This window comes from Streptosporangium brasiliense (genome assembly GCF_030811595.1).
In the GTDB taxonomy this organism is placed as follows: domain Bacteria; phylum Actinomycetota; class Actinomycetes; order Streptosporangiales; family Streptosporangiaceae; genus Streptosporangium; species Streptosporangium brasiliense.
This window is the reverse complement of the sequence record NZ_JAUSRB010000002.1, coordinates 1,767,063-1,786,620: the sequence shown is the minus strand read 5'-3', so window position 1 is coordinate 1,786,620 and position 19,558 is coordinate 1,767,063. Positions and strand designations below refer to the sequence as shown.

20 protein-coding genes and 1 tRNA gene are annotated in these 19,558 nt (G+C 70.5%); 13 read left to right on the top strand and 8 right to left on the bottom strand.

Annotated elements, in window-relative coordinates; translation table 11 throughout:
• Window positions 1–115: 115 nt before the first annotated feature.
• From kdpF to J2S55_RS16840, 4 genes are all read left to right on the top strand, one after another.
• Window positions 116–205 carry a K(+)-transporting ATPase subunit F gene (gene kdpF / locus J2S55_RS16860; protein ID WP_306861668.1) on the top strand — a complete coding sequence of 30 codons (90 nt, stop codon included), beginning with the start codon at window positions 116–118 and terminating at the stop codon, window positions 203–205.
• Complete coding sequence (locus J2S55_RS16855) at window positions 206–1,516, top strand: potassium-transporting ATPase subunit KdpA (RefSeq protein ID WP_370879680.1); 1,311 nt, start codon at window positions 206–208, stop codon at window positions 1,514–1,516.
• Window positions 1,517–1,520: 4 nt separating this feature from the next.
• Entirely contained in the window at window positions 1,521–1,643 is a 123-nt protein-coding gene (locus J2S55_RS16845) for a hypothetical protein (protein ID WP_306861667.1), read from the top strand.
• Window positions 1,644–1,944: 301 nt separating this feature from the next.
• Window positions 1,945–3,264, top strand: coding sequence for an MFS transporter (locus J2S55_RS16840; RefSeq protein WP_306861665.1), 1,320 nt, complete (start codon window positions 1,945–1,947; stop codon window positions 3,262–3,264).
• A 55-nt stretch (window positions 3,265–3,319) separates the two neighbouring features.
• On the opposite strand, the gene J2S55_RS16835 is transcribed toward J2S55_RS16840, so the two are convergent.
• Together J2S55_RS16835 and J2S55_RS16830 are read right to left on the bottom strand one after the other, a co-directional pair.
• Window positions 3,320–4,258 (bottom strand): MerR family transcriptional regulator, encoded by a 939-nt coding sequence (locus J2S55_RS16835; RefSeq protein WP_306861663.1) that lies wholly within the window; start codon window positions 4,256–4,258, stop codon window positions 3,320–3,322.
• Between the two features lie 160 nt (window positions 4,259–4,418).
• Window positions 4,419–5,093, bottom strand: coding sequence for a TetR/AcrR family transcriptional regulator (locus J2S55_RS16830; RefSeq protein ID WP_306861661.1), 675 nt, complete (start codon window positions 5,091–5,093; stop codon window positions 4,419–4,421).
• Window positions 5,094–5,115: 22 nt separating this feature from the next.
• Between J2S55_RS16830 and J2S55_RS16825 the strand changes: the two genes are divergently transcribed.
• From J2S55_RS16825 to J2S55_RS16810, 4 genes are all read left to right on the top strand, one after another.
• Window positions 5,116–6,468, top strand: coding sequence for an MFS transporter (locus J2S55_RS16825; RefSeq protein WP_306861659.1), 1,353 nt, complete (start codon window positions 5,116–5,118; stop codon window positions 6,466–6,468).
• The gene (locus J2S55_RS16820) at window positions 6,465–6,977 is read left to right on the top strand and encodes a hemerythrin domain-containing protein (protein WP_306861657.1); all 513 of its coding nucleotides are present in this window, start codon (window positions 6,465–6,467) and stop codon (window positions 6,975–6,977) included. Before J2S55_RS16825 ends, J2S55_RS16820 begins: the two co-directional genes overlap by 4 nt.
• 214 nt (window positions 6,978–7,191) lie before the next feature.
• Window positions 7,192–8,517 (top strand): ATP-binding protein, encoded by a 1,326-nt coding sequence (locus tag J2S55_RS16815; RefSeq protein ID WP_306861655.1) that lies wholly within the window; start codon window positions 7,192–7,194, stop codon window positions 8,515–8,517.
• On the top strand, window positions 8,511–9,716 hold the full coding sequence (locus J2S55_RS16810) for a tetratricopeptide repeat protein (protein WP_306861653.1): 1,206 nt from the start codon (window positions 8,511–8,513) through the stop codon (window positions 9,714–9,716). Before J2S55_RS16815 ends, J2S55_RS16810 begins: the two co-directional genes overlap by 7 nt.
• 150 nt (window positions 9,717–9,866) lie before the next feature.
• Here the strand turns inward: J2S55_RS16810 and J2S55_RS16805 are convergent, their stop codons facing one another.
• A complete protein-coding gene (locus J2S55_RS16805; RefSeq protein ID WP_306861651.1) occupies window positions 9,867–10,067 on the bottom strand; it encodes a hypothetical protein in 201 nt (66 codons plus the stop codon).
• 375 nt (window positions 10,068–10,442) lie between these two features.
• Here J2S55_RS16805 and J2S55_RS16800 point away from each other — a divergent pair, with 375 nt between their 5' ends.
• A complete protein-coding gene (locus J2S55_RS16800; protein WP_306861649.1) occupies window positions 10,443–11,441 on the top strand; it encodes a TerC/Alx family metal homeostasis membrane protein in 999 nt (332 codons plus the stop codon).
• 128 nt (window positions 11,442–11,569) lie between these two features.
• Here J2S55_RS16800 and J2S55_RS16795 read toward each other — a convergent pair whose 3' ends face one another.
• Entirely contained in the window at window positions 11,570–12,169 is a 600-nt protein-coding gene (locus J2S55_RS16795; RefSeq protein ID WP_306861648.1) for a TetR/AcrR family transcriptional regulator, read from the bottom strand.
• A 93-nt stretch (window positions 12,170–12,262) separates the two neighbouring features.
• On the opposite strand from J2S55_RS16795, the gene J2S55_RS16790 reads away from it, so the two are divergent.
• The 4 genes from J2S55_RS16790 to J2S55_RS16775 all read left to right on the top strand — a co-directional run bounded on the left by J2S55_RS16790 (window position 12,263) and on the right by J2S55_RS16775 (window position 15,359).
• Complete coding sequence (locus J2S55_RS16790) at window positions 12,263–13,444, top strand: FAD-dependent monooxygenase (RefSeq protein WP_306861647.1); 1,182 nt, start codon at window positions 12,263–12,265, stop codon at window positions 13,442–13,444.
• Window positions 13,445–13,682: 238 nt separating this feature from the next.
• Window positions 13,683–14,099, top strand: coding sequence for an HIT family protein (locus J2S55_RS16785; protein ID WP_306861644.1), 417 nt, complete (start codon window positions 13,683–13,685; stop codon window positions 14,097–14,099).
• Between the two features lie 352 nt (window positions 14,100–14,451).
• Window positions 14,452–14,778, top strand: a complete 327-nt coding sequence (locus J2S55_RS16780; protein ID WP_306861642.1) for a PadR family transcriptional regulator — start codon at window positions 14,452–14,454, stop codon at window positions 14,776–14,778.
• Window positions 14,778–15,359 carry a hypothetical protein gene (locus tag J2S55_RS16775; protein WP_306861641.1) on the top strand — a complete coding sequence of 194 codons (582 nt, stop codon included), beginning with the start codon at window positions 14,778–14,780 and terminating at the stop codon, window positions 15,357–15,359. Before J2S55_RS16780 ends, J2S55_RS16775 begins: the two co-directional genes overlap by 1 nt.
• Window positions 15,360–15,457: 98 nt before the next feature.
• Here the strand turns inward: J2S55_RS16775 and J2S55_RS16770 are convergent, their stop codons facing one another.
• From J2S55_RS16770 to gyrA, 4 genes are all read right to left on the bottom strand, one after another.
• Window positions 15,458–15,907 (bottom strand): hypothetical protein, encoded by a 450-nt coding sequence (locus J2S55_RS16770; protein ID WP_306861638.1) that lies wholly within the window; start codon window positions 15,905–15,907, stop codon window positions 15,458–15,460.
• Window positions 15,908–16,088: 181 nt separating this feature from the next.
• Window positions 16,089–16,162 (bottom strand) — tRNA-Ile (locus tag J2S55_RS16765).
• Between the two features lie 138 nt (window positions 16,163–16,300).
• Window positions 16,301–16,945: a DUF3566 domain-containing protein gene (locus J2S55_RS16760; RefSeq protein ID WP_306861636.1), complete on the bottom strand. Its 645-nt coding sequence runs from the start codon at window positions 16,943–16,945 to the stop codon at window positions 16,301–16,303.
• Window positions 16,946–17,017: 72 nt separating this feature from the next.
• On the bottom strand, window positions 17,018–19,528 hold the full coding sequence (gyrA, locus tag J2S55_RS16755; RefSeq protein WP_306861634.1) for a DNA gyrase subunit A: 2,511 nt from the start codon (window positions 19,526–19,528) through the stop codon (window positions 17,018–17,020).
• Window positions 19,529–19,558 lie beyond the last annotated feature (30 nt).

The window sequence follows — 19,558 nt, the reverse complement described above, 5'->3', positions numbered from 1 at the left end:
TGGCCACTTGGCCGTGAAGCAACGTCCGGACTTGAGGAGTGGGGATGGCTGACGTCATCTTCGTCGCCCTGACGATCGTGATCTTCGGGCTTGTCGTGAAGGCGGTGGAGCGCCTGTGAGCGCGATCAACGCCACCGGTCTCGCAGTGGCCGTCGGCCTGGTGATCTTCATGGTCGCGGCCCTGCTCTTCCCGGAGCGTTTCTAGATGAGCACGGCCGCGGCCGGGGCCTTCTTCATCGTCTCTTTGATCGCCGCGCTGGCCCTGGTGCACAGGCCCTTCGGCGACTACATGCACCGGACTTACACGAGCACCAGGCACACCGTGGTGGAGCGCTCCGTCTACCGCCTGCTCCGCGTCCGGGCCGACGCCGAGCAGCGGTGGGGCGCCTACGCGCGCAGCCTGCTGGCCTTCTCGGTCATCTCGGTCCTGGCGGTGTACGGGATGCAGCGCCTGCAGGACAGGCTCTTCCTGAGCCTCGGTTTCGGACCGGTCCCCGACCACATCGCGTGGAACACCGCGATCAGCTTCGTCACCAACACCAACTGGCAGGCCTATTCCGGCGAGAGCACCATGGGCCACCTGACCCAGATGGCGGCGCTGGCCGTACAGAACTTCGTGTCCGCGGCGGTCGGCATGGCCGTGGCGATCGCGCTGGTGCGCGGGTTCGCCCGCAGGGGCTCCGACACCATCGGCAACTTCTGGGTGGACCTGGTGCGCGGCTCGCTCCGGATCCTGCTGCCGATCGCCTTCGTCGGCGCGCTGGTGCTGGTGGCCGGCGGTCTGGTGCAGAACTTCGCGGGCCCGCACGAGGTGACCACACTGACCGGCGGCACGCAGTCGATCACCGGCGGGCCGGTCGCCTCGCAGGAGGTCATCAAGGAGCTGGGCACCAACGGCGGCGGCTTCTACAACACCAACTCGGCCCACCCGTTCGAGAACGCCACGGCGTGGACCAACTGGTTCGAGATCTTCCTGATCCTCGTCATCCCGTTCAGCCTGACCCGCACCTTCGGCAGGATGGTCGGCCAGGTCCGCCAGGGCTACGCGATCCTCGCCGTGATGGCCACGATCGCCGTCGTCAGCGTCACGCTCACCAACGTCTTCGAGCTGCAGGGCGCGGCCACCGTCCCGCAGGCGGTCGGCGCGGCCACCCGGGCGGTTAGCGTCAACCAGGCCTGCCCCGCCCGGCCCTTCGTCGCCCGCTACCAGGGCGTCGGCGTCGAGTGCGGCAGGCCCGGAGAGGACTACGCGGCCGGCCGTACCGTCCCCGTCCGCGGCGACGCCAGGGCGGTGGTGCCCGCCGACGCGGTCACCGCCGGCGGCTCCGGCCTCGACCCGCACATCTCGGTCGCCTACGCCGAGCTGCAGGCCCCTCGGGTGGCCAGGGAGCGCGGGATCGCCGTGGAGCGGGTGAGGCGGCTCGTCAAGGAGCACACCACCGGCCGGGCGCTCGGCTTCATGGGCGAGCCGGCGGTCAACGTGCTCCAGCTCAACCTGGCCCTCGACAAGGGGTGACCCGGTGCCGCGCGGGCGGCGGGGGGCCTACCCGGACGCGGTCCCCGGGGTGGGCGAGACCTTCGCGATGCTCGGCGAGAGCCGCCGCGGACGGCGCAGGGCGACGTCCATGCCCCGCAGCCCCTGACACCGCCGCCCGTGGGCCGGCTCGATCCGCCCGGGACCGGGTATGTTCCTCCACCCTGACCGAGGCACAGGAGCAGCGGATCGGACCGGCCACCGGCGTCAGCGGCGGGCTGCCCGCCACGTCGCCGCCGGCGACCGTCGACAACGGGGCGGCTGCTGCGGCTGGGCCGTACCGACCGGAAGGAAGCTCCCATGGCGGAGGGATGTCCCACCACGGCCCAGAAGGAGCCGCCGCGCCCCGGCTGCCGCCACGGATCGCAGGAGGACCGCCGCGAGCCGGTCGCCTGCCGTGGTGACCTGGGATGAGCGCCCCCTCCGGGGCCGCCGTCCCCGCGACGGGGGACGGCGGCCGAGCGCGTCCCGGGCGCGGGTGGCGCGTCGTCGCCGCGCTGGCGGTGACCCAGACCGCCGGCTACGGCGTGCTCTACTACGCCTTCTCGGTCTTCATCACCCCGATGGGCCGCGACCTGGGCGCCGGGACCGCCTCCGTCGCCGGGGCGCTCACCACGGCGGTGCTGGTCTCGGGCCTGGCCGCCCCGCTGGTCGGCCGGTGGCTGGACGGCCACGGCGGCCGCGGCCTCATGACGGCCGGATCGGCGCTCGGCGCGCTGGCGGTGCTGGGCTGGTCGCAGGTGACCACCCTCCTCCAGCTCTATCTGATCTTCACTGTCATCGGGATCGCCTCCGCGGCGGTGCTGTACGAGGCGGCCTTCGCGGTGATCGTGGCCTGCTCCGACGCCAGGCGGCGCTCGAACGCGCTGCTGGTGCTGACCATCGTCGCGGGTTTCGCCTCCACGATCTTCCTGCCGCTCACCGGCCTGCTGGTCCAGCGGTACGGCTGGCGCACCGCCCTGGTGGTCCTCGCCCTCGGCTACGCGCTGCTCGCGGTGCCGCTGCACGCCTTGGTGCCGCGCAGCCGTACCGCCACCGAGGCGGAACCCGCGGGCGCCGGGACGGAACCCGCGGCCGTCCGTCGGGAGGCGGCCGTCCGTCGGGAGGCGGCCGTCCGTCGGGAGGCGGCCGTCCGTCGGGAGGCGGCCGTCCGGAGCGCCCTGGGCGAGCGGCCGTTCTGGCTGCTGGTCGCGGCCTTCCTCGCGCACACCGGAGCCGTCGCCGTGCTGGGGGTGCTGCTGGTGACCTATCTGACCGTTCTCGGTCACCCGCCGGTCTTCGCCGCGAGCGTGGCCGGCCTGCTGGGGGTGCTGTCGGTCACCGGGCGCCTGGTCAGCACCGGCCTGCAGAGCCGCTGGCCGGTCTCGCTGGTCACCGCGGCGATCTTCGTCCTGCAGGGCGCGGCCGCGGCGCTCCTGCCGCTGGTCGGGCGCAGCGTCCCCGGGGCGGTCACCGCGGTGGTCCTGTTCGGTCTCGGGTTCGGCGTGGCGACCATCGCCCGTCCCGCGCTGCTGGCCGACCGGTACGGCACCGCCGCCTACGCGAGCGTCAGCGGTGCGCTGGCCCTGCCCGTCACCGTGGCCAAAGCCGTCGCCCCGCTGACCGCCGCGGTGATGGCGCAGATCGTCGGCTACGCCGCGGTGATGGGCGTCGTGGCCGCCGCCTGCGTCCTCGGCGCGCTCGCCCTGTCCGCCTACCACCGCGTATCGTTCAGACCCTCATCTGATTAGCGGGTTTCCCTCATGACGCCGGCCGGTACGGCGGCGCCGGGTCGCGACCGGCCCGCTACCCCGGTATCCGGGCACGCAGGGCCTGGATGAACCAGTCGAGCGCCGGCGCCAGGCTCTCCGGGGCGGGCCAGCCGTTGACCACCGCGAGCAGCCGGAGGTACAGCTCCCGGCGAGGGTCGTTCACGCTCTCCAGCCGGGTCAACAGCCGGCGCCGGAGGTCGGCGTCGTCGGGGCGGCCGAAGACGTGCGCGTATTGAGCCGTGACCGCCGCGACCACCGGATCGGCCTGCGGCGAGGCCGGGTCGATGCCGGCCGCCAGGGCCGGGCCGACCTGGTCACGGACCATCGCGACGGAGTCGCGGCGCAGGACCGTGGCGTCGCCCTGGGCGCGCTCGGCCGCATGGTGCTCCACCATGCGGCGCATCCCGGCGCGGAAATCCGGGTCCTGGGACAGTTCGGCCAGTTCCACCCACGCCTCGACCTGACCGGCCTCGGGGTCGTCGGGCAGTTCGGGGGTCATCGAGCGCCTGGCCCCCGTGAACTCGGGGGCGGCGTCCAGGCCGCCGAAGGCGGTGTCGAGGAAGTCGCCGATCAGACGTCGGCGCTCGTCCTCGGAGAGCTTGGCCAGCTTGTGCATGAGATCAATCTCCTCAGGGGTGGATCCACGCCTGGCCACCACCGTCAGCACCGCGCGCCGCAGACGCAGCGTCCGGATCTGCACCGCCAGTGCTCCGGCGTGCGCCGCGGCGACCTCGGGGAGCGAGACCTCCCGGTCCACGACCTTCCGGATCGTGGGGAGGTCCAGGCCCAGTTCGCGCAGCGTCCGCACGAGGTCCAGGCGTGCGACGGCGTCGATGCCGTAGCGGCGGTAGCCGGCCGGGCTACGGTCGGCCGGCGGCACGATCCCCCGGTCGGAGTAGAACCGGATGGCCTTGACCGTCAGCCCGGTCCGCCGGGCCAGGTCACCGATCGAGTAGAGCGTGTCGCCGTCCATTCCTCCACCCTCGCGTCTCCCCTTACTGGAGACTCAAGCCCATCTCCTTACTGGGGACTCAAGCCCGTCCGCCGGAGACTCAAGCCCATCCGCCCACCGGCGGCAGGCCGCTCCGCACCTCCGCGTCATCCACGGACCTGACGGCCCCGCGAGCCTGCGCTCAGGCGCCTTCACTCACCGTGGGCGCGGCGTGGGGGCGCAGCAGGCCGTCCACGATCGCGCGCACGCCCTTGTCATAGGTGTCGCGGGCGGTCAGCTCCTCCCAGCGCTCGCCCAGCGCCGCCAGGCGCGGGAGCTCCGCGGGGTCGAGGGTGGCGAACACCTGGCTGCGGTAGGTCGGCCTGTCCTCCTCGCGCCTGCGCGCCGCGGCCGCCCGCGCTGTGATCTCGCCCGCCGTGTAGTGCCAGATGATCCGGTAGGCGTCCACGGCCGCCTCCGGGGACAGTCCGGCGTGCACGGCCGCATCGATGATCGTTTCCGGGTACCACAGCGCACGGACGGACATCAGGTCGTCGGCTCTCAGCACCTCGACGATCCACGGGCAGCCGACGAGCGCGCCGTGCATGGCCGTGGCGGCGGCCACGACGCGCTCGGCGGGGGAGTCATCGGGCAGTTCGGGCCTGGGCAGGCCGGCGGCGTACTCGTCTAGGAGCAGATGGAGCAGTTCGTCCTTGTCATGCACGTGGTGGTACAGGGCCATCGGCGTGGCGCCCACCTCGCGGGCCAGCCGGCGCATGGTCAGGCCCTGCGTGCCCTCCGCGTCGATGATGCGGTGGGCCGCGGACACGATGTCCGCTCTGGAGATCTTGGGAGGTCGTCCCGTACGCGCCGGCATCCTGCCATGCTACTTTCTATACATGTATAAAAAGTCCCCGTGGACGGCCGTCGGCGTGCTCGCCTTCGCCGTGGCCGTCGGCACCCTCCAGATGACGGCGGTCGTGCCGATGCTGCCGGTGCTGCAACGGCAGCTCCACGCGCCGCTGCCCCTTGTCTCCTGGACCCTCACCGCCGCACTGCTGTCGGGCGCCGTCGCCATCCCGCTGCTGTCGCGCCTGGGCGACCTGTACGGCAGACGTCCCGTCGCACTCGCCGCGCTCGGCCTGCTGGTGGCCGGAGCGCTGCTCAGCGCCGTCGCCACCACGCTTCCCCTGATCATCGCGGGCCGGGTGCTGCAGGGCATGGCCGCTCCCCTGCTGCCGCTGGCCATGGGCATCGCCAGGCAGGCCGTACCCCGCGACCGGCTCCCCACGGCCATCGGCGTGCTGAGCGCCATGATGGGGGTCGGCAGCGGCGGCGGCATGATCCTCGCCGGGCTGGTCGGAGGCGGCTACCAGGCGCTGTTCTGGATCCTGGCCGGGCTCGGCGCGGCGAGCTTCGCACTGGTCGCCGTCCTCGTCCGCGAGCCCGCCCACGCCGCGCCCGGCGGCCGTCCCGACCTGGCGGGCGCGGCGCTCGTGGCCACCTGGCTGGTCTGCCTGCTGCTCGCCGTCAACAAGGGCACGGCCTGGGGCTGGACCTCGCCGAGCACCCTCGGGCTGCTGGCGGCGGCCGCCGTGGTGGCCGTCATCTGGGTGCTGTCGGCCCGCCGTACCGCCACTCCGCTGATCGAGATCCCGATGCTCCTGCACCGGGGGACGGTCGGCGCGACGGTGGCGTCGCTGCTGCTCGGGTTCGCGCTGTTCGCCGCGATCACCACGCTGTCGTCCGTCGCACAGGGATCGCTGGGCGCCTCGGTACTCCAGGTGGGCCTGTACCTGCTGCCGACGGCCGCGCTGATGCTGGTGATCTCACTGCTGGCCGGCCGGCTGATGCGCCGGTTCACGACGTCGTCGCTGGTCGGCAGCGGGTCTCTGCTGGTGGCCGCCGCCTCGCTCTGGCTGAGCGTCTCGCACGGCACCCCGTCCGACCTGTACGGCGCCGCGGCCGTACTGGGGGTAGGCATCGGACTCGGGTACGCCGCACTCGGCACGATGGCCGTCGAGCACGTCGAACCCGCCAGGACGGCGGCGGCCGGCGGCGTGAACGCGCTGGTCAGAGTCTTCGGCAGCAGCCTGGCGGGGGTGGTGACCGCAGCCGTGATCTCCAGCGCCGGGGCGGGGTGGAGCTTCGGCGCCTCGGCGATCGCCGCCACGATCTCGGCGGCTTCCAGCTACGTACACGGCGCTCTGGCCCGAGTCCCGGACATCGCCCTGACGAAGGAGACGGCATGAACCGGGGAGACGGCATGAACCGGGAGCACGACGCGGTCCGGGAGGACGACGCGGTCCGGGAGGACGGCGCGGTCCGGGGAGACGGCGGACGGCTCATCGCGTGGGGCGACGAACTGGTGAAGCTGCACGACGGCTTCCGCCGCGACCTCGCGGAGCTGCGCCGTACGTCCAGGTCGGCTCCCGGCCCGGGGCCGACCCTGCGGGAGCACTGCCTGACATTCTGTGAGGCCCTGCACGCGCACCACACCGGGGAGGACGACGTGCTCTTCCCCCACCTGGGCGGCACGCACCCCGAGCTGGCCGACGCCCTGGCACGGCTGCGCGAGGAGCACCAGACCGTGGGACGGATGCTGGCCAGGATCCGCGCCCTGGTGGACACCGGCGACCCGGCCATGATCGAGGCCGAGCTCGACCAGCTCACCCAGGCGGTGGAGGCCCATCTGGACTACGAGGAGGAGCAGCTCGTACCACTGCTCAACCAGATGACCGACGTCCCGGAAGATCTCTGATCCAGCCGCCTGCCGGCGTTCACCGCACGCCGACCGGTGCGGGCACGGCCGCGCCGGAGAGGGCGAGCGGCAGTCCGGGCAGCCGCATCGCCCTGGTGCGGGAGATCACTTGACCACCCTCCGGGCCGTTGCCCGGGGCATGTGGAGGATCAAGGTCCGGCATCCGCGGCTGGTAGTTTGACGCCCTGAAGTCGGACAGAAGGGATGTAGCTCCGTGCTCGACGATGCCGGCCTGCAGGCGCTCCGCGAGGCGGCGCGCTTTTCTCCGGACAACCTTCCCCTGCGACGGCATCTGGCCGACCAGCTCCTCACCAAGGGCTACCTCGGCGAGGCGGAGGCGGAGTATCGCGCCGCGCTCATGCTGGCACCCCGGGATCCGGACATCACGGCCGGGCTGGCGGAGGCGTTCACCCGCCAGAGCTCGTACGGCAGCGCGCTGTCGGTCCTGGAGTCACACCTGGCGACGCCCGGTTACCCGCCGCGCATGGGCGTGATCGCGGCCAGGGCGCTGCTGGGGGAGGGCGACATGGCCGGCGCCGCCTACCGCTACCACGAGGCGGTCTCCCGCGACCCCTCCGCCGCCGACCCCGACCTGGCCGCCCGGCTGGCGGCACCGCCGCCGCAGCCCGTGGTGGCCCCGCCGAACCTCCCTCCGGAGACCAGCGCGGAGGTCGAGCGCTCCCGCTTCACCTTCGCCGACGTGGCGGGCATGGAGGCGGTCAAGGAGGCGCTGCGGATCAAGCTCCTGCTCCCCGTCCAGCAGCCGGAGCTGTTCGCCGCGTTCGGCAAGCGGGCCGGCGGCGGGGTGCTGCTCTACGGCCCGCCGGGCGCGGGCAAGACCCACCTGGCCAGAGCGGCGGCCGGTGAGCTCGGCGCGGCGTTCGTCAACGTCGGGCTGGCCGACGTCCTGGACATGTACATCGGCTCCAGCGAGCGCAACCTGCGCGCGGTGTTCGAGATGGCCCGCCGCAACCGGCCGTGCGTGTTGTTCTTCGACGAGGTCGACGCGCTGGCCGCCCGCCGCTCCGACATGCGCCAGGCGCACAGCCGGCAACTGGTCAACCAGTTCCTGGCCGAGCTCGACGGCGTGGACGACAGCGCCAACGAGGGGGTGCTGGTGCTGGCGGCCACGAACGCGCCCTGGTACGTCGACGTGGCCTTCCGCCGGCCCGGCCGCTTCGACCAGCTCGTGTTCGTGCCGCCGCCGGACGCGGCCGCGCGTGCCGCCATCCTGCGCATCCTGTGCCGCGACAAGCCGCTGGCCGAGATGGACTACGACGTGGTGGCGAAGATCACCGACCACTTCACCGGCGCCGACCTGAAGGGCCTGGTCGACCGCGCGGTGGAGGCCAAGCTCCAGCAGTCGATCAGCGCCGGCCGCCCGATCCCGCTGTCGACGCCCGACCTGCTGGCGGTGGCTCAGCAAGTCAAGCCCACCGCGGTACGCGAGTGGCTGGCCACCGCCCGCAACTACGTGCTGCACGCCAACGAGTCCGGCGCCTGGGACGAGCTGATGCCGTGGATCAAGCGCAAGTGGTGACAGTCCAGGCCACGCTCGAACGCGCGCGCAGCCTGCTCGACCTGCGCCGCCCGGTGGAGGCGGCACGGGAGCTGCGCGGCGCGATCACCCACGACCCGCAGCACCCCACCGCACACGCCCTGCTCGCCGTCGCCCTGATCGAGCAGGGCGAGGTGGCCGAGGCCGCCGCCGAGGCCGACGAGGCGGTACGGCTGGCGCCGGACTTCTGGTTCACGCACTACACGGCCGGGCAGGTGTACTACCGCGCCCACCGGCCCGACCGGGCGCTGCCGGCCGTCGAGGCCTCGCTGGCGCTGGCCCCCGAGCACGCCAACACCTGGGAACTGCTGGCCCGGGTGCGCGTGCAGAGCGACCAGTGGGCCGAGGCCGCGCAGGCGGCGCGCCAGGGGCTGCGCATCGATCCGCAGGACTCCGACCTGGTGAGCCTGCTGGCAGTGGCCCTGGTCATGCTCGGCGACGCGGCGGAGGCCAGGCCGGCCGCGGCGCTGGCCGTACGCCTGAATCCGGAGAGCGCCACCGCGCACCTGGTGTACGGCCGTGCGGAGCTGGCCTTCGGCGACCCCAGGCGGGCGGCGGAGGCCTTCCGCGAAGTGCTGCGGCTCGATCCCTCCTTCGACCACGCCAGGGACCTGCTCGTCCTGGCGCTCAAACGCCGCAACCCCCTCTACCGCGTGCTGACCCGCCTGCGCGGCAGGTTCCGCGGCGGCCGGCGCATGGCACTGCTGCTGCCCATGGCGCCACCGCTCATCGCGGTGTTCGTCCTCATCGCGGTGCTGCACTGGGCGGCGTGGGTCGCCGAGTCATGGGCGACGCTGCGCCTGCACCGCGGCCGGACCACCCGGCTGCTGCTGGAGGGCGCGCAGGCGCGCGTGGCGGTGCTCTGCTGCGTACTGCCGGTGGCGGGCGCGCTGCTGCTGGCGTCAGGCGTGGCCTCCGGGCTGGAGGCGGTGGGCACGGCCGGCGCCGCGGTGATGGCGCTGGTCACCCCCGTCCAGGAGGCGGCGCACACCGGCTCCCGGCGCGGACGGTCCGTGCTGTACGGCTGGGCGGCCCTGCTGGCCCTCGCCATCGTCACGTCGCTGGTCCTGGCGGCGTCGCCGGCCACCGCCGGGACGGGGGTAACCGTCGCGCTGCTGAGTGCCTACGCCGCGCTGGCCACGATCTGGGGGGCGACCGCCGTCCGCGGCGCGACGGGGTGAGACATGCCCGGCCGTGCCGGAGCGTCCAACCGTGCCGAAGCGTCCGGCTGTGCGGGAGCGTCCGACCATGCCGAAGCGTCCGGCTGTGCGGGAGCGTCCGGCCGTGCCGGAGCGTCCGGCCGTGCGGTGGACCGGGCGGTGCGAGCGCCCTCAGCCCCGGTGGCGGCGTCCGCGCTGAGCGGTGCCCCGGCGCCCTGCGGCGGTCATCAAAGGGCGGCACGGAGGAGGCTGCTGAACGGGGACCGGTGGCCGGCGCCGTGGCGGCCCCGGCCACAGGACGGCGACGGTGACGGCCGCGGAGACCGTCAGCAGGACGCCCAGCAGCGTTTCGAGAAGCAGCGTGACCGACATGGAGCCCTCCCTCGGCCTTGCCACGCACAGGTGGCTACGAGGACGAAGGTCTCCCCACACCCCACGTCTGACGAGGGGCCACCCCGCCGGGCCCGCCTGTGCCCAGGGGCCGTGATGACGGTCGGGATGTCGGGCGGCGGGTACTCCCCTCCGCGTTGATTCCACTATCGGCGCAGGTCGGATCCTGGTCAAATGCCGACTGCCGGCCGGAGGGGGGAGACGATACACCCTGGTTTGACCTACCCTGGGATGGCGAGGGGAGTACTTCCCAAGCGTCGATCCGGTCAGTACGGACGCTCAAGCGTCCCCGGACGGCCGCCCATGCGGTATGGGTGAAGGAGACCTCGAACGGCCAAGCACGTTCGAGGAGGTTCCATGTTCATCGAGGCAGGTCTGCCGACGGCTGATATCGAAACGATCGGTTCACTGAAACTGTGGACGATCACGGTCGCCGCCCTGGTAGTACTGCTGGCCCTGGACTTCCTGCTGACCCGGCGCCCGCACGAGGTGCGGATGCGCGAGGCGGTGGCCTGGTCGGTCTTCTACCTCACGCTGCCCGTGCTCTTCGGCGTCTATGTCTGGACGGCGTTCGGATCCACCCAGGCGGTGGAGTTCTTCACCGGCTACGTGGTGGAGAAATCGCTGTCGGTGGACAACCTGTTCGTGTTCATGCTGTTGCTGTCGGCCTTCGCGGTCCCGGCCGCGCTGGCCCAGCGGGTCCTGCTGTACGGCATCATCGGGGCACTGGTCCTGCGCGCGATCTTCATCGCGCTCGGGGCGGCCGTCCTGCAGAGCGGCACGTGGGCGTTCCTGCTGTTCGGCGGGGTACTGATCGTCACCGCCGGGAAGATCCTCAAAGACGCACTGCGCGGCGAGGAGCAGGCGGTCGACATCTCCTCCATGCGCACGGTCCGGCTGTTGCGGCGCTTCATGCCGGTCACCGACGACTACCGCGGCTCCCGCCTGGTGGTCCGCGAGGGCGGCCGCCGTGCCCTCACCCCGCTGGCGCTGGCCATCGTGGCCGTCTTCGCCACCGACATCGTCTTCGCCGTCGACTCGGTACCGGCGGTGTACGGCGTGACCGAGGACCCCTTCATCGTCTTCGCCACCAACGCCTTCGCCCTGCTGGGCCTGCGGGCGCTCTACTTCGTGCTCTTGGGCGTCCTGGCGAAGCTGCGGCACCTCAACCACGGGCTCGGCATCATCCTGGCCTTCATCGGGATCAAGCTGGTCCTGCACTGGGCACACGGCCTGTGGCCGTGGGTTCCGGAGATCCCGATCCTGCTCTCGCTCGGGGTCATCATCGCGGTCCTGGTCACCGTCACGCTGACCAGCGTCTACGCCAATCGCCGCGACGCGGAGCCCGTCCCGTAGCGCCGACGGGCCCCATGGGGCCGACGGAACCCATGGGAACGGACCACACGGGAACGGACCACACGGGAACGGACCACACGGGAACGGACCACCTGGGATGGGAACGGGCCGCCCCTCACGCCCCCTGATCAGCCGGTCAGGCCGTTGAGGAGGAGTTCGGTGAGCGTGTCGATGATCTGGTCGTCGGTGAAGGCCGGGGCGTGCTCTCCCGCGGTGAGCACGGCGTAGCCGAGCATCGACAGCATCGCGCCCATCGCGGCCGCCACCAGCGTGGGATCGCCCGGCAGCGCATGCCCTTTCTCCCGCAGGAACTCCAGATGCTCCCGGAGGGTCTCGGTCTCGGCCGTGAGGTTCTGCCAGGCGTGGCCGGATCCCGGCTTCTCGGCGGCGGATGACTGGTACATCGCCACCACGACCGGCAGATGCTCGCGGAACAGCTTCCAGATGATCGCGACGTGCCAGCGGAGCTGGGCTCGATCGGTGAGGTCGTGGTCGCGCGGATGCGGCTCGATCTCGGCGTCCGAGTCCGCTTCGAGGTCGGCCAGCAGGCTCTTGAGCAGTTCTTCCTTGCTCGCGAAGTGGTCGTAGAACGACCCGGTGGCCCGTCCCGCCGCACGGGTGATGTCCGTGATCTTGGTGTTGAGATAGCCGTCCTCCACGAACAACCGCCGGGCCGCCTCCTTGAGCGCCGCCTCGGTCTCGGCCGCCCGCGCCTTCCGAACTCCCACTGGAACTCCCCTTGACGTCCATCGACGGCCACATGATACTGAACCTGCGTTCGCCGAATACACATTCAGTGAAACTGGATTCAGGGAGCATGCATGAAGGTGATTGTCGTCGGCGCGGGAGTCGCGGGGGCCGCGAGCGCGATCGCACTGCGGCGGATCGGCGCCGAGGTCACGGTGTACGAGGCGTACGAGGACCCCGCCGGGCGGGTCGGCTCCTTCCTGAGCCTGGCCACCAACGGACTGCGCGCGCTCGACGGGCTCGCCTGCCTGGAAGAGGTCCAGCGGGCCGGCTTCGAGGTCCCACGGCAGCGCATGTGGGCCGGCTCCGGGAAGCTGCTGGGCGATGTGCCCCGGGGCCGGCTCACCGGCGACGCGCTGAACAGCGTGACGCTGATGCGCGGAGACCTCGTGGCGGCGCTCCGCGCGGCGGCCCTGCGGTCGGGCGCCCGGATCGTCACCGGCGAGCGGCTGACCGACGCGGTCACCGCCCCTGACGGTGTACGGGCCGAGTTCGCAAGCGGGCGCGTCGCGGTGGCCGACCTGCTGGTCGGCGCCGACGGCATCTGGTCCACGACCCGCGGAATCCTCGCCCCGTCCGCCCCGACGCCGACCTACGCGGGGCTTTACAGCATCTCGGGCGTCGCCGAGGGCATCGAGGTCGAGCGGGGCACGTTCAACATGGTCTTCGCCCGAAACGGCGCTTTCATCTATATACCCACCCCCGACGGCTCCCTGTGGTGGTCAGCGCAGGTCGCCGCGCCCGAGCAGCCGGCGCCGGCCGGGACCGGGGACGCGGAACGGCTGGAGCGGCTGAGCGGGCTCTACCGCTCCGAGGAGCTACCGCAGGCCATCCTCAGAGCGACGACGGCCATCCACCGGCCGACGCTCATGCACACGCTCGCCGAGGTTCCGGTGTGGCACAACGACCGCGTCGTGCTCGTGGGCGACGCCGGGCACCCGGTCGGCGCCGGGCAGGGCGCGTCCATGTCGATCGAGGACGCGCTGGTGCTCGCGCAGGCGCTTGCCGGCACCACGACGATCCCGGCCGGACTGGAGACGTACGCCCGGAGGCGGCGCGCGCGCGTCGCCAGGATGGTCAAGGCCGCCGGCGACAACCGGGACGCCAAGACCGCCGGACCGATCGGCCGCCGTCTCAACGACCTGATCATGCCGATCTTCTTCCGGCACTTCCACGAGAAGGCCACCGGCTGGCTCTACTCCCACGACCTCGGAACGCTCCCCGCCCCGGCGGAGGCGGCGGTCCGGGAAAGCTGAGCCACCGGCCGGGAACCGGCGTCGATCCCCCGCGTGTACGTGCGGACTACCCGCCACCGCGTACATCAGCACGCGACGGCCACGGCCGATCAGGTGATCGCGGCTCACCGGCCGGGCGCGACCCGCGCACGTCCGTGAGCGGCCCGGGAAAACCTGGCCGGCGGACACGTCGTTCCAGGCAGGCGGTCATGAGAAATCCGGGTGCGGGAGACCTGGCGCGGCCGAGACCATGATCCGTATGAGCATCTGCATCTTCTGCGAGATCATCGCGGGGCGAGCCGAGGCCAGCGTCGTCTACGCCGATGACAGCGTGGTGGCCATCCTGGACCGCGCCCCAGCCACGGTCGGTCATGTACTGGTGATCCCACGCACGCACATGGCCGGGCCGGCGGACGCCGATGACGCGGTCGGTGCGGCGATCTGGCGGACGGCACAGCGTGTGTCGGTCGCGTTGCGGGCGTCGGGGCTCCGCTGTGACGGAGTGTGGCTGTCATTGGCCGACGGGGAAGCCGCCGGACAGGAGGTCTCCCATCTCCACCTGCACGTGGTGCCCCGTTACCCGGGGGACGGCGTTGTGGTCACCGCTGACTGGAAGGAGCGCTCGCGTGAGCTCCTCGACCAAGACGCGGCACTGATCCGGAAGGCGCTCACCTGATTGCTCCTCCGTCAGGGGCCTCTCGCCTCGCGAGGCGCTCATCCGCCCCGGCGTGGACGAGAACACCTTCGAAGAGATGACCTTCGATGAGCTCGATGAGCTCGATGAGCTCGTGGACGAGGAAGTGATGAGTTCGGGCGTGACGGCCCCGGCTACGTCGGTGCCGTGCAGCTCGACGGCTGGGCCGTGCTCGGCGAGCTCTGGGGCTGTCGGGTCGCCGTCAATGACGGCGTGCTGGACCGTGTCTCGAACCCCAGGACAGCGGCCTGAGGAGACCTGCGCTCGGTGAGCAGGCTCGCGACACGTACAGTCGATCTTGAATTAATAGTACGGGAAGCGATATATATCAGACATGGCGCTACGCGAGCAGAGCTACCTGATATTGCTGGCCCTCTCCCAAAGCCCGCTCCATGGATACGGAGTGATCAAAACAGTGCGGGAGCTCTCCGAAGATCGCGTACGACTCGGTGCCGGCACCCTCTACGGCGCTCTGGACCGGCTGGCGGGCGACGGACTGGTGATCGTGGTCAAGGAGGAGGTCGTCTCCGGCCGGCACCGCCGCTACTACGACCTCACCGGCCATGGACGTCAGGTGCTGGCCGATGAGACTGTCCGCCTGGCGCGTCTGGCCGCCACCGCTCAGCACCGCTTGAGCCTCCAGCCCGGAATGGGAATGTGATGACCCCCGATGCCACCGCCGACTACGAGCGCCGCTGCCGGTTGCTGATACGTCTGGCCTACCCGCCCCGCTTCCGGGAGTTCCGCGGCGCGGAACTCATGGGCACTCTGATGGACCTGGCCGGACCAGATCAGAGTAGCCCGACCTTGCGCGAGTGCCTGGACGTAATCCGTGGCGGGCTCATGCTGCGCCTGCGCGAACACCCGCCGTTGTGGCACTGGTTGCTCTACCGGCTGACACCGGTCCGATTGCCCTGGAAGTATCGCTGGTGGGCCAGGGACGATATCCAAGGCCGGTTCTTCCTTGAGCGACGGCTCGCCCTTGCCCTCCTCCTCGACCTCCCGATACTCCTGGTGATCACCCAGTCGCCTCCGTCGTACGCGCACATGGTGGGAGCGCTGTTTGTCTACCTGATCGTCCTGCCATCCAAGGGCTCGATGAGACGCACGATGCTCGCCAAACACGAGTTCCACCCTGATGGCACCTCTTACTTTCCGCGTCCACCGGAATTCCACCCTGAGAGTGAGGCCTATGAGCTCCGGCCGGACCACCTCCGGAGAACACGACGGCCAGGCCACTGACGCGCTCAACGCCACCTTCCACCAGGGCTGGAGCCTTCCCGTCTTCCTTCCCGCACCGAGCAGGCAAGCATGTCCAGATCGTCAGGCTTAAGCACTGTTCATGGCCGCGTCTCGGCGTCCGCGTTGGGCTTGTCCCCGGCCCGGGTCGCGCCGGCGATCAGGACGAGCGCAGCAACAGCACCGTAGAGCGGGAGCACGAACCCAGGTCCCTGCGAGCCCTCGGGGCAATAAGGGGCGAAGAACGCAATGGTCGACAGCGCGTAGTAAGCGGCTGTCGCGAGCGCTCCACCCGCTCCTATCCAGGCGAGGAGCCGGTGCCTTTGGGGCAGTGATCGCCGTGCGGCCACGGCCAGCGCCATCAAGGTAAGGGGAAGGAGAGTGGCCATCGCGCCGAAGCCCAGGCCGAGCACATCACGACCCGTGTATCCACCTTCGGTGTCCAAATAGGCGCAGATGTAGATCTCTGTATCCACTGGCAACGAAACCCAGTTAGGAAGGGTGGACAGAAGGACGGCACCCATCCAACACAACAGTGCGCGGTGCTTCATCGCCCATATCCCCCGGGACCCCGCAACCGCTCACCCTCCGGGCGGACCTCGGGACGGGGAGGCTCAGTGTTCCGGCTGTAGCTCGTGACCTTCGGACGAGATACGACCTTAGTCACTCAGTTAGTCACTCGGAAGATCAAAAAGGCCACTTCCCTTGCTGGGAAATGGCCTCTGAGCTGGGTGGGGCTACCAGGACTTGAACCTGGGACCTCTTCCTTATCAGGGAAGCGCTCTAACCGTCTGAGCTATAGCCCCTCGTTACGAGAGAGAACGGTATCGCATCCGCCTGCTGGAGGCGAATCCGTCCCGTTCGAACAGGGAAAAGCTTACCCTGTCCGGGCACCCACTCGCGCCATGTCCCCGGCCGGTGGGCCGGGGCATGGCGACAGGTGGTTACTCGGCCTCGCTGAAGGTGACTTCCACGCCGCCGACCAGGTCGGAGGCGATGTTGTAGATGACCGAACCGAGGGTGGACAGGGCCGTGATCAGCACCACGTTCACCGCGCCGATCAGGGCGGTGTAGCCGAGGATACGGACCGGCTCGAACCAGGAGGCGACGTCCACGCCGCTGGTGGACTTGCCGTCGGCCGTCGTGAGCTGGTTCACCGTCTGGATGATGTTGTCGAACACTCCCAGGCCGGACAGCACCATGTAGAGCACCGCGACCGCGACGAACAGCACCACGAAGCAGACCAGGGAGACCACGAAGCTGAACTTCATGGCCGACCACGGCTCGATGCGGCGCAGCACCAGGTGGGCCTTGCGCGGCGCCCGCGGAGGGGTGTCGGCCGCCTTCTTGTCCCGTGTCTCCGGCGCGGGGGACGACAGGCCGCCTGGAGCCCAGGAGGAGCTGTCGTTCTCTGCCCGCGGGCGGATGCGCACGGTGGAGTCGCCGGGTTTGCCGTCCTCGATCGCCGTCACGTTCTGCCTGCCCTTGAGGTCGTCGGTTACCGAATTATCGGTCTCCGGCGTGGGCTTACCACCGTCAGCCGGTGACTCGACCACATTGGCGGCGTCCGCTTCGGTGGTCTTATCCATCTTCTCCGTCACCTGGTCGCGTGTCGATGAGGAGGCCGGACGTGGACCTGGTCTGGCCTGAGCGCACACAGGTTACTCCCCTTCCCCGTTTTGCTCGGTCTCCAACGCCTCGTTTTGCTCGGTCTCCAACGCCTCGGCATTACGGGCGAGAGCCACGACGCTGTCCCCCTCTGCGAGATTCATCAGACGTACCCCCATGGTCTGGCGACCGGACTGCTTGATCTCCCCTGCGCTGGTCCGGATAACCCCGCCGGCGGACGTGATCGCGAAAACCTCGTCCTCCGGACTGACCATGGCAGCACCAACCAGCTTGCCACGAGCACTGACGATCTTCGCAGTCAGGACGCCCTTGCCTCCCCGTCCCTGGACAGGGTACTGATCGGCCGGGGTGCGCTTGGCATACCCGCCCTCGGTCGCGATCAACACATCGTCGCCGTCGGCGATGCGGTTCATCGCCAGCAGCTCGTCCCCGTCGAGGAAACGCATGCCGATCACACCGCTGGTCGCCCGGCCCATCGGGCGCAGGGCCTCGTCGGAGGCCGTGAAGCGGATGGACTGGGCGCCGCGGGAGACCAGGAGGAGGTCGTCCTCCTCGGACACCAACCGGGCAGCGATCACTTCGTCATCTTCTCGCAGGTTGATGGCGATCAGGCCACCCGAACGCGGCGAGTCGTATTCGGACAGACGCGTCTTCTTCACCAGACCGCTGCGGGTGGCGAGCACGAGGTAGGGGGCGACCTCGTAGTCGCGCAGGTCCAGCACCTCCATGACGACCTCGTCGGGCTGCATGGCCAGCAGGTTCGCCAGGTGCTGGCCGCGGGCGTCGCGGCCGGAGTCGGGCAGCTCGTAGGCCTTGACCCGGTAGACCCTGCCCTTGTTGGTGAAGAACAGCAGCCAGTGGTGGGTCGTCGTGACGAAGAAGTGGTCGACGATGTCGTCCTGCCGGAGCTGCGCGCCGCGCACACCCTTGCCGCCGCGCTTCTGCGCCCGGTAGAGGTCGGTGTTGGTGCGCTTGGCGTAGCCGCCGCGGGTGATCGTGACGACCATGTCCTCCTCGGCGAGGAGGTCTTCGATCGACATGTCGCCCTCGTAGGCGATGATCTCCGTCTTGCGCTCGTCGCCGTACTTCGAGGCGATCTCCGAGAGCTCGTCGAAGACGATGCCCCGCTGCCGCTCGGGCGAGGCGAGGATCTCCTGGTAGTCGATGATGTGCGCCATCAGCGCGTCGTACTCATCGGTGATCTGCTGCCGCTCCAGGGCGGCCAGCTTGCGCAGCTGCATGTCGAGGATGGCCTGCGCCTGGATCTCGTCGATCTCCAGCAGCGCCATGAGGCCGCCCTGCGCGGCCGACGCCGACGGCGAGCGGCGGATGAGGGCGATGACCTCGTCCATCCGCTCGAGCGCCTTGAGCAGCGCGCGCAGGATGTGGGCCCGCTCCTCGGCCTTGCGCAGCAGGTAGCGCGTCCGGCGGACCACGACCTCGATCTGGTGGGCCACGTAGTGGCGGACGAACTGGTCCAGCCGCAGGGTCCGGGGCACGCCGTCGACCAGCGCCAGCATGTTGGCGCCGAAGGTGGTCTGGAGCTGGGTGTGCTTGTAGAGGTTGTTCAGCACGACCTTGGCGACCGCGTCGCGCTTGAGCACGATCACCAGACGCTGGCCGACCCGGGAGGAGCTCTCGTCGCGGACGTCGGCGATGCCGGTGATCCGGCCCTCCTTCACCGACTCGGCGATCGACAGTGCGAGGTTGTCGGGGTTGACCTGGTAGGGCAGCTCGGTGACGACCAGGCACTGACGCCCCTTGGCGTCCTCCTCGACCTCCACGATCGCCCGCATCGTGATCGAGCCGCGGCCGGTCCGGTAGGCGTCGTCGATGCCGCGGCGGCCGACGATCAGCGCGCCGGTCGGGAAGTCGGGGCCCTTGACCCGGGCGATCAGCGCCTCAAGCAGCTCCTCGTCACCGGCCTCGGGGTTCTGCAGGGCCCACTTGATGCCTTCGGACACCTCGCGCAGGTTGTGCGGCGGGATGTTGGTGGCCATGCCGACCGCGATGCCCGCCGAGCCGTTGACCAGCAGGTTCGGGAACCGCGACGGCAGGACCAGCGGCTCCTGGGAACGCCCGTCGTAGTTGGGCTGGAAGTCGACGGTGTCCTTGTCGATGTCACGGATCATCTCCATGGCGATCGGCGCGAGCTTGCACTCGGTGTATCGCATGGCGGCCGGCATGTCGTTGCCCGGCGACCCGAAGTTGCCCTGTCCGTCGACCAGGGTGTAGCGCAGCGCCCAGGGCTGTGCCAGCCGTACGACGGTGCCGTAGATCGAGGAGTCGCCGTGCGGGTGGTAGGAGCCCATGACGTCACCGACGACGCGGGAGCACTTGAAGTAGCCGCGGTCGGGGCGGTAGCCGCCGTCGTACATGGCGTAGAGCACGCGGCGGTGGACCGGCTTGAGTCCGTCGCGGACGTCGGGCAGCGCACGGGCCACGATGACGGACATCGCGTAGTCCATGTAGCTGCGCTGCATCTCCGACTGGATGTCGACCGGCTCGATGCGCTCTGCGGGCGGAGTGTTCACATCCGTCACGGGTGGTGGATCCCTTTCAGAGTCGGAGGA

Coding starts and splice junctions, on each gene's coding strand:
- J2S55_RS16775 (WP_306861641.1), top strand. CDS start 14,778: ATGACCCCCGATGCCACCGCCGACTACGAGCGCCGCTGCCGGTTGCTG.
- J2S55_RS16835 (WP_306861663.1), bottom strand. CDS start 4,258: ATGGACGGCGACACGCTCTACTCGATCGGTGACCTGGCCCGGCGGACC.
- J2S55_RS16805 (WP_306861651.1), bottom strand. CDS start 10,067: ATGTCGGTCACGCTGCTTCTCGAAACGCTGCTGGGCGTCCTGCTGACG.
- J2S55_RS16820 (WP_306861657.1), top strand. CDS start 6,465: ATGAACCGGGGAGACGGCATGAACCGGGAGCACGACGCGGTCCGGGAG.
- J2S55_RS16855 (WP_370879680.1), top strand. CDS start 206: ATGAGCACGGCCGCGGCCGGGGCCTTCTTCATCGTCTCTTTGATCGCC.
- J2S55_RS16830 (WP_306861661.1), bottom strand. CDS start 5,093: ATGCCGGCGCGTACGGGACGACCTCCCAAGATCTCCAGAGCGGACATC.
- J2S55_RS16785 (WP_306861644.1), top strand. CDS start 13,683: ATGAGCATCTGCATCTTCTGCGAGATCATCGCGGGGCGAGCCGAGGCC.
- J2S55_RS16825 (WP_306861659.1), top strand. CDS start 5,116: ATGTATAAAAAGTCCCCGTGGACGGCCGTCGGCGTGCTCGCCTTCGCC.
- J2S55_RS16840 (WP_306861665.1), top strand. CDS start 1,945: ATGAGCGCCCCCTCCGGGGCCGCCGTCCCCGCGACGGGGGACGGCGGC.
- J2S55_RS16800 (WP_306861649.1), top strand. CDS start 10,443: ATGTTCATCGAGGCAGGTCTGCCGACGGCTGATATCGAAACGATCGGT.
- J2S55_RS16770 (WP_306861638.1), bottom strand. CDS start 15,907: ATGAAGCACCGCGCACTGTTGTGTTGGATGGGTGCCGTCCTTCTGTCC.
- J2S55_RS16790 (WP_306861647.1), top strand. CDS start 12,263: ATGAAGGTGATTGTCGTCGGCGCGGGAGTCGCGGGGGCCGCGAGCGCG.
- J2S55_RS16780 (WP_306861642.1), top strand. CDS start 14,452: ATGGCGCTACGCGAGCAGAGCTACCTGATATTGCTGGCCCTCTCCCAA.
- J2S55_RS16760 (WP_306861636.1), bottom strand. CDS start 16,945: ATGGATAAGACCACCGAAGCGGACGCCGCCAATGTGGTCGAGTCACCG.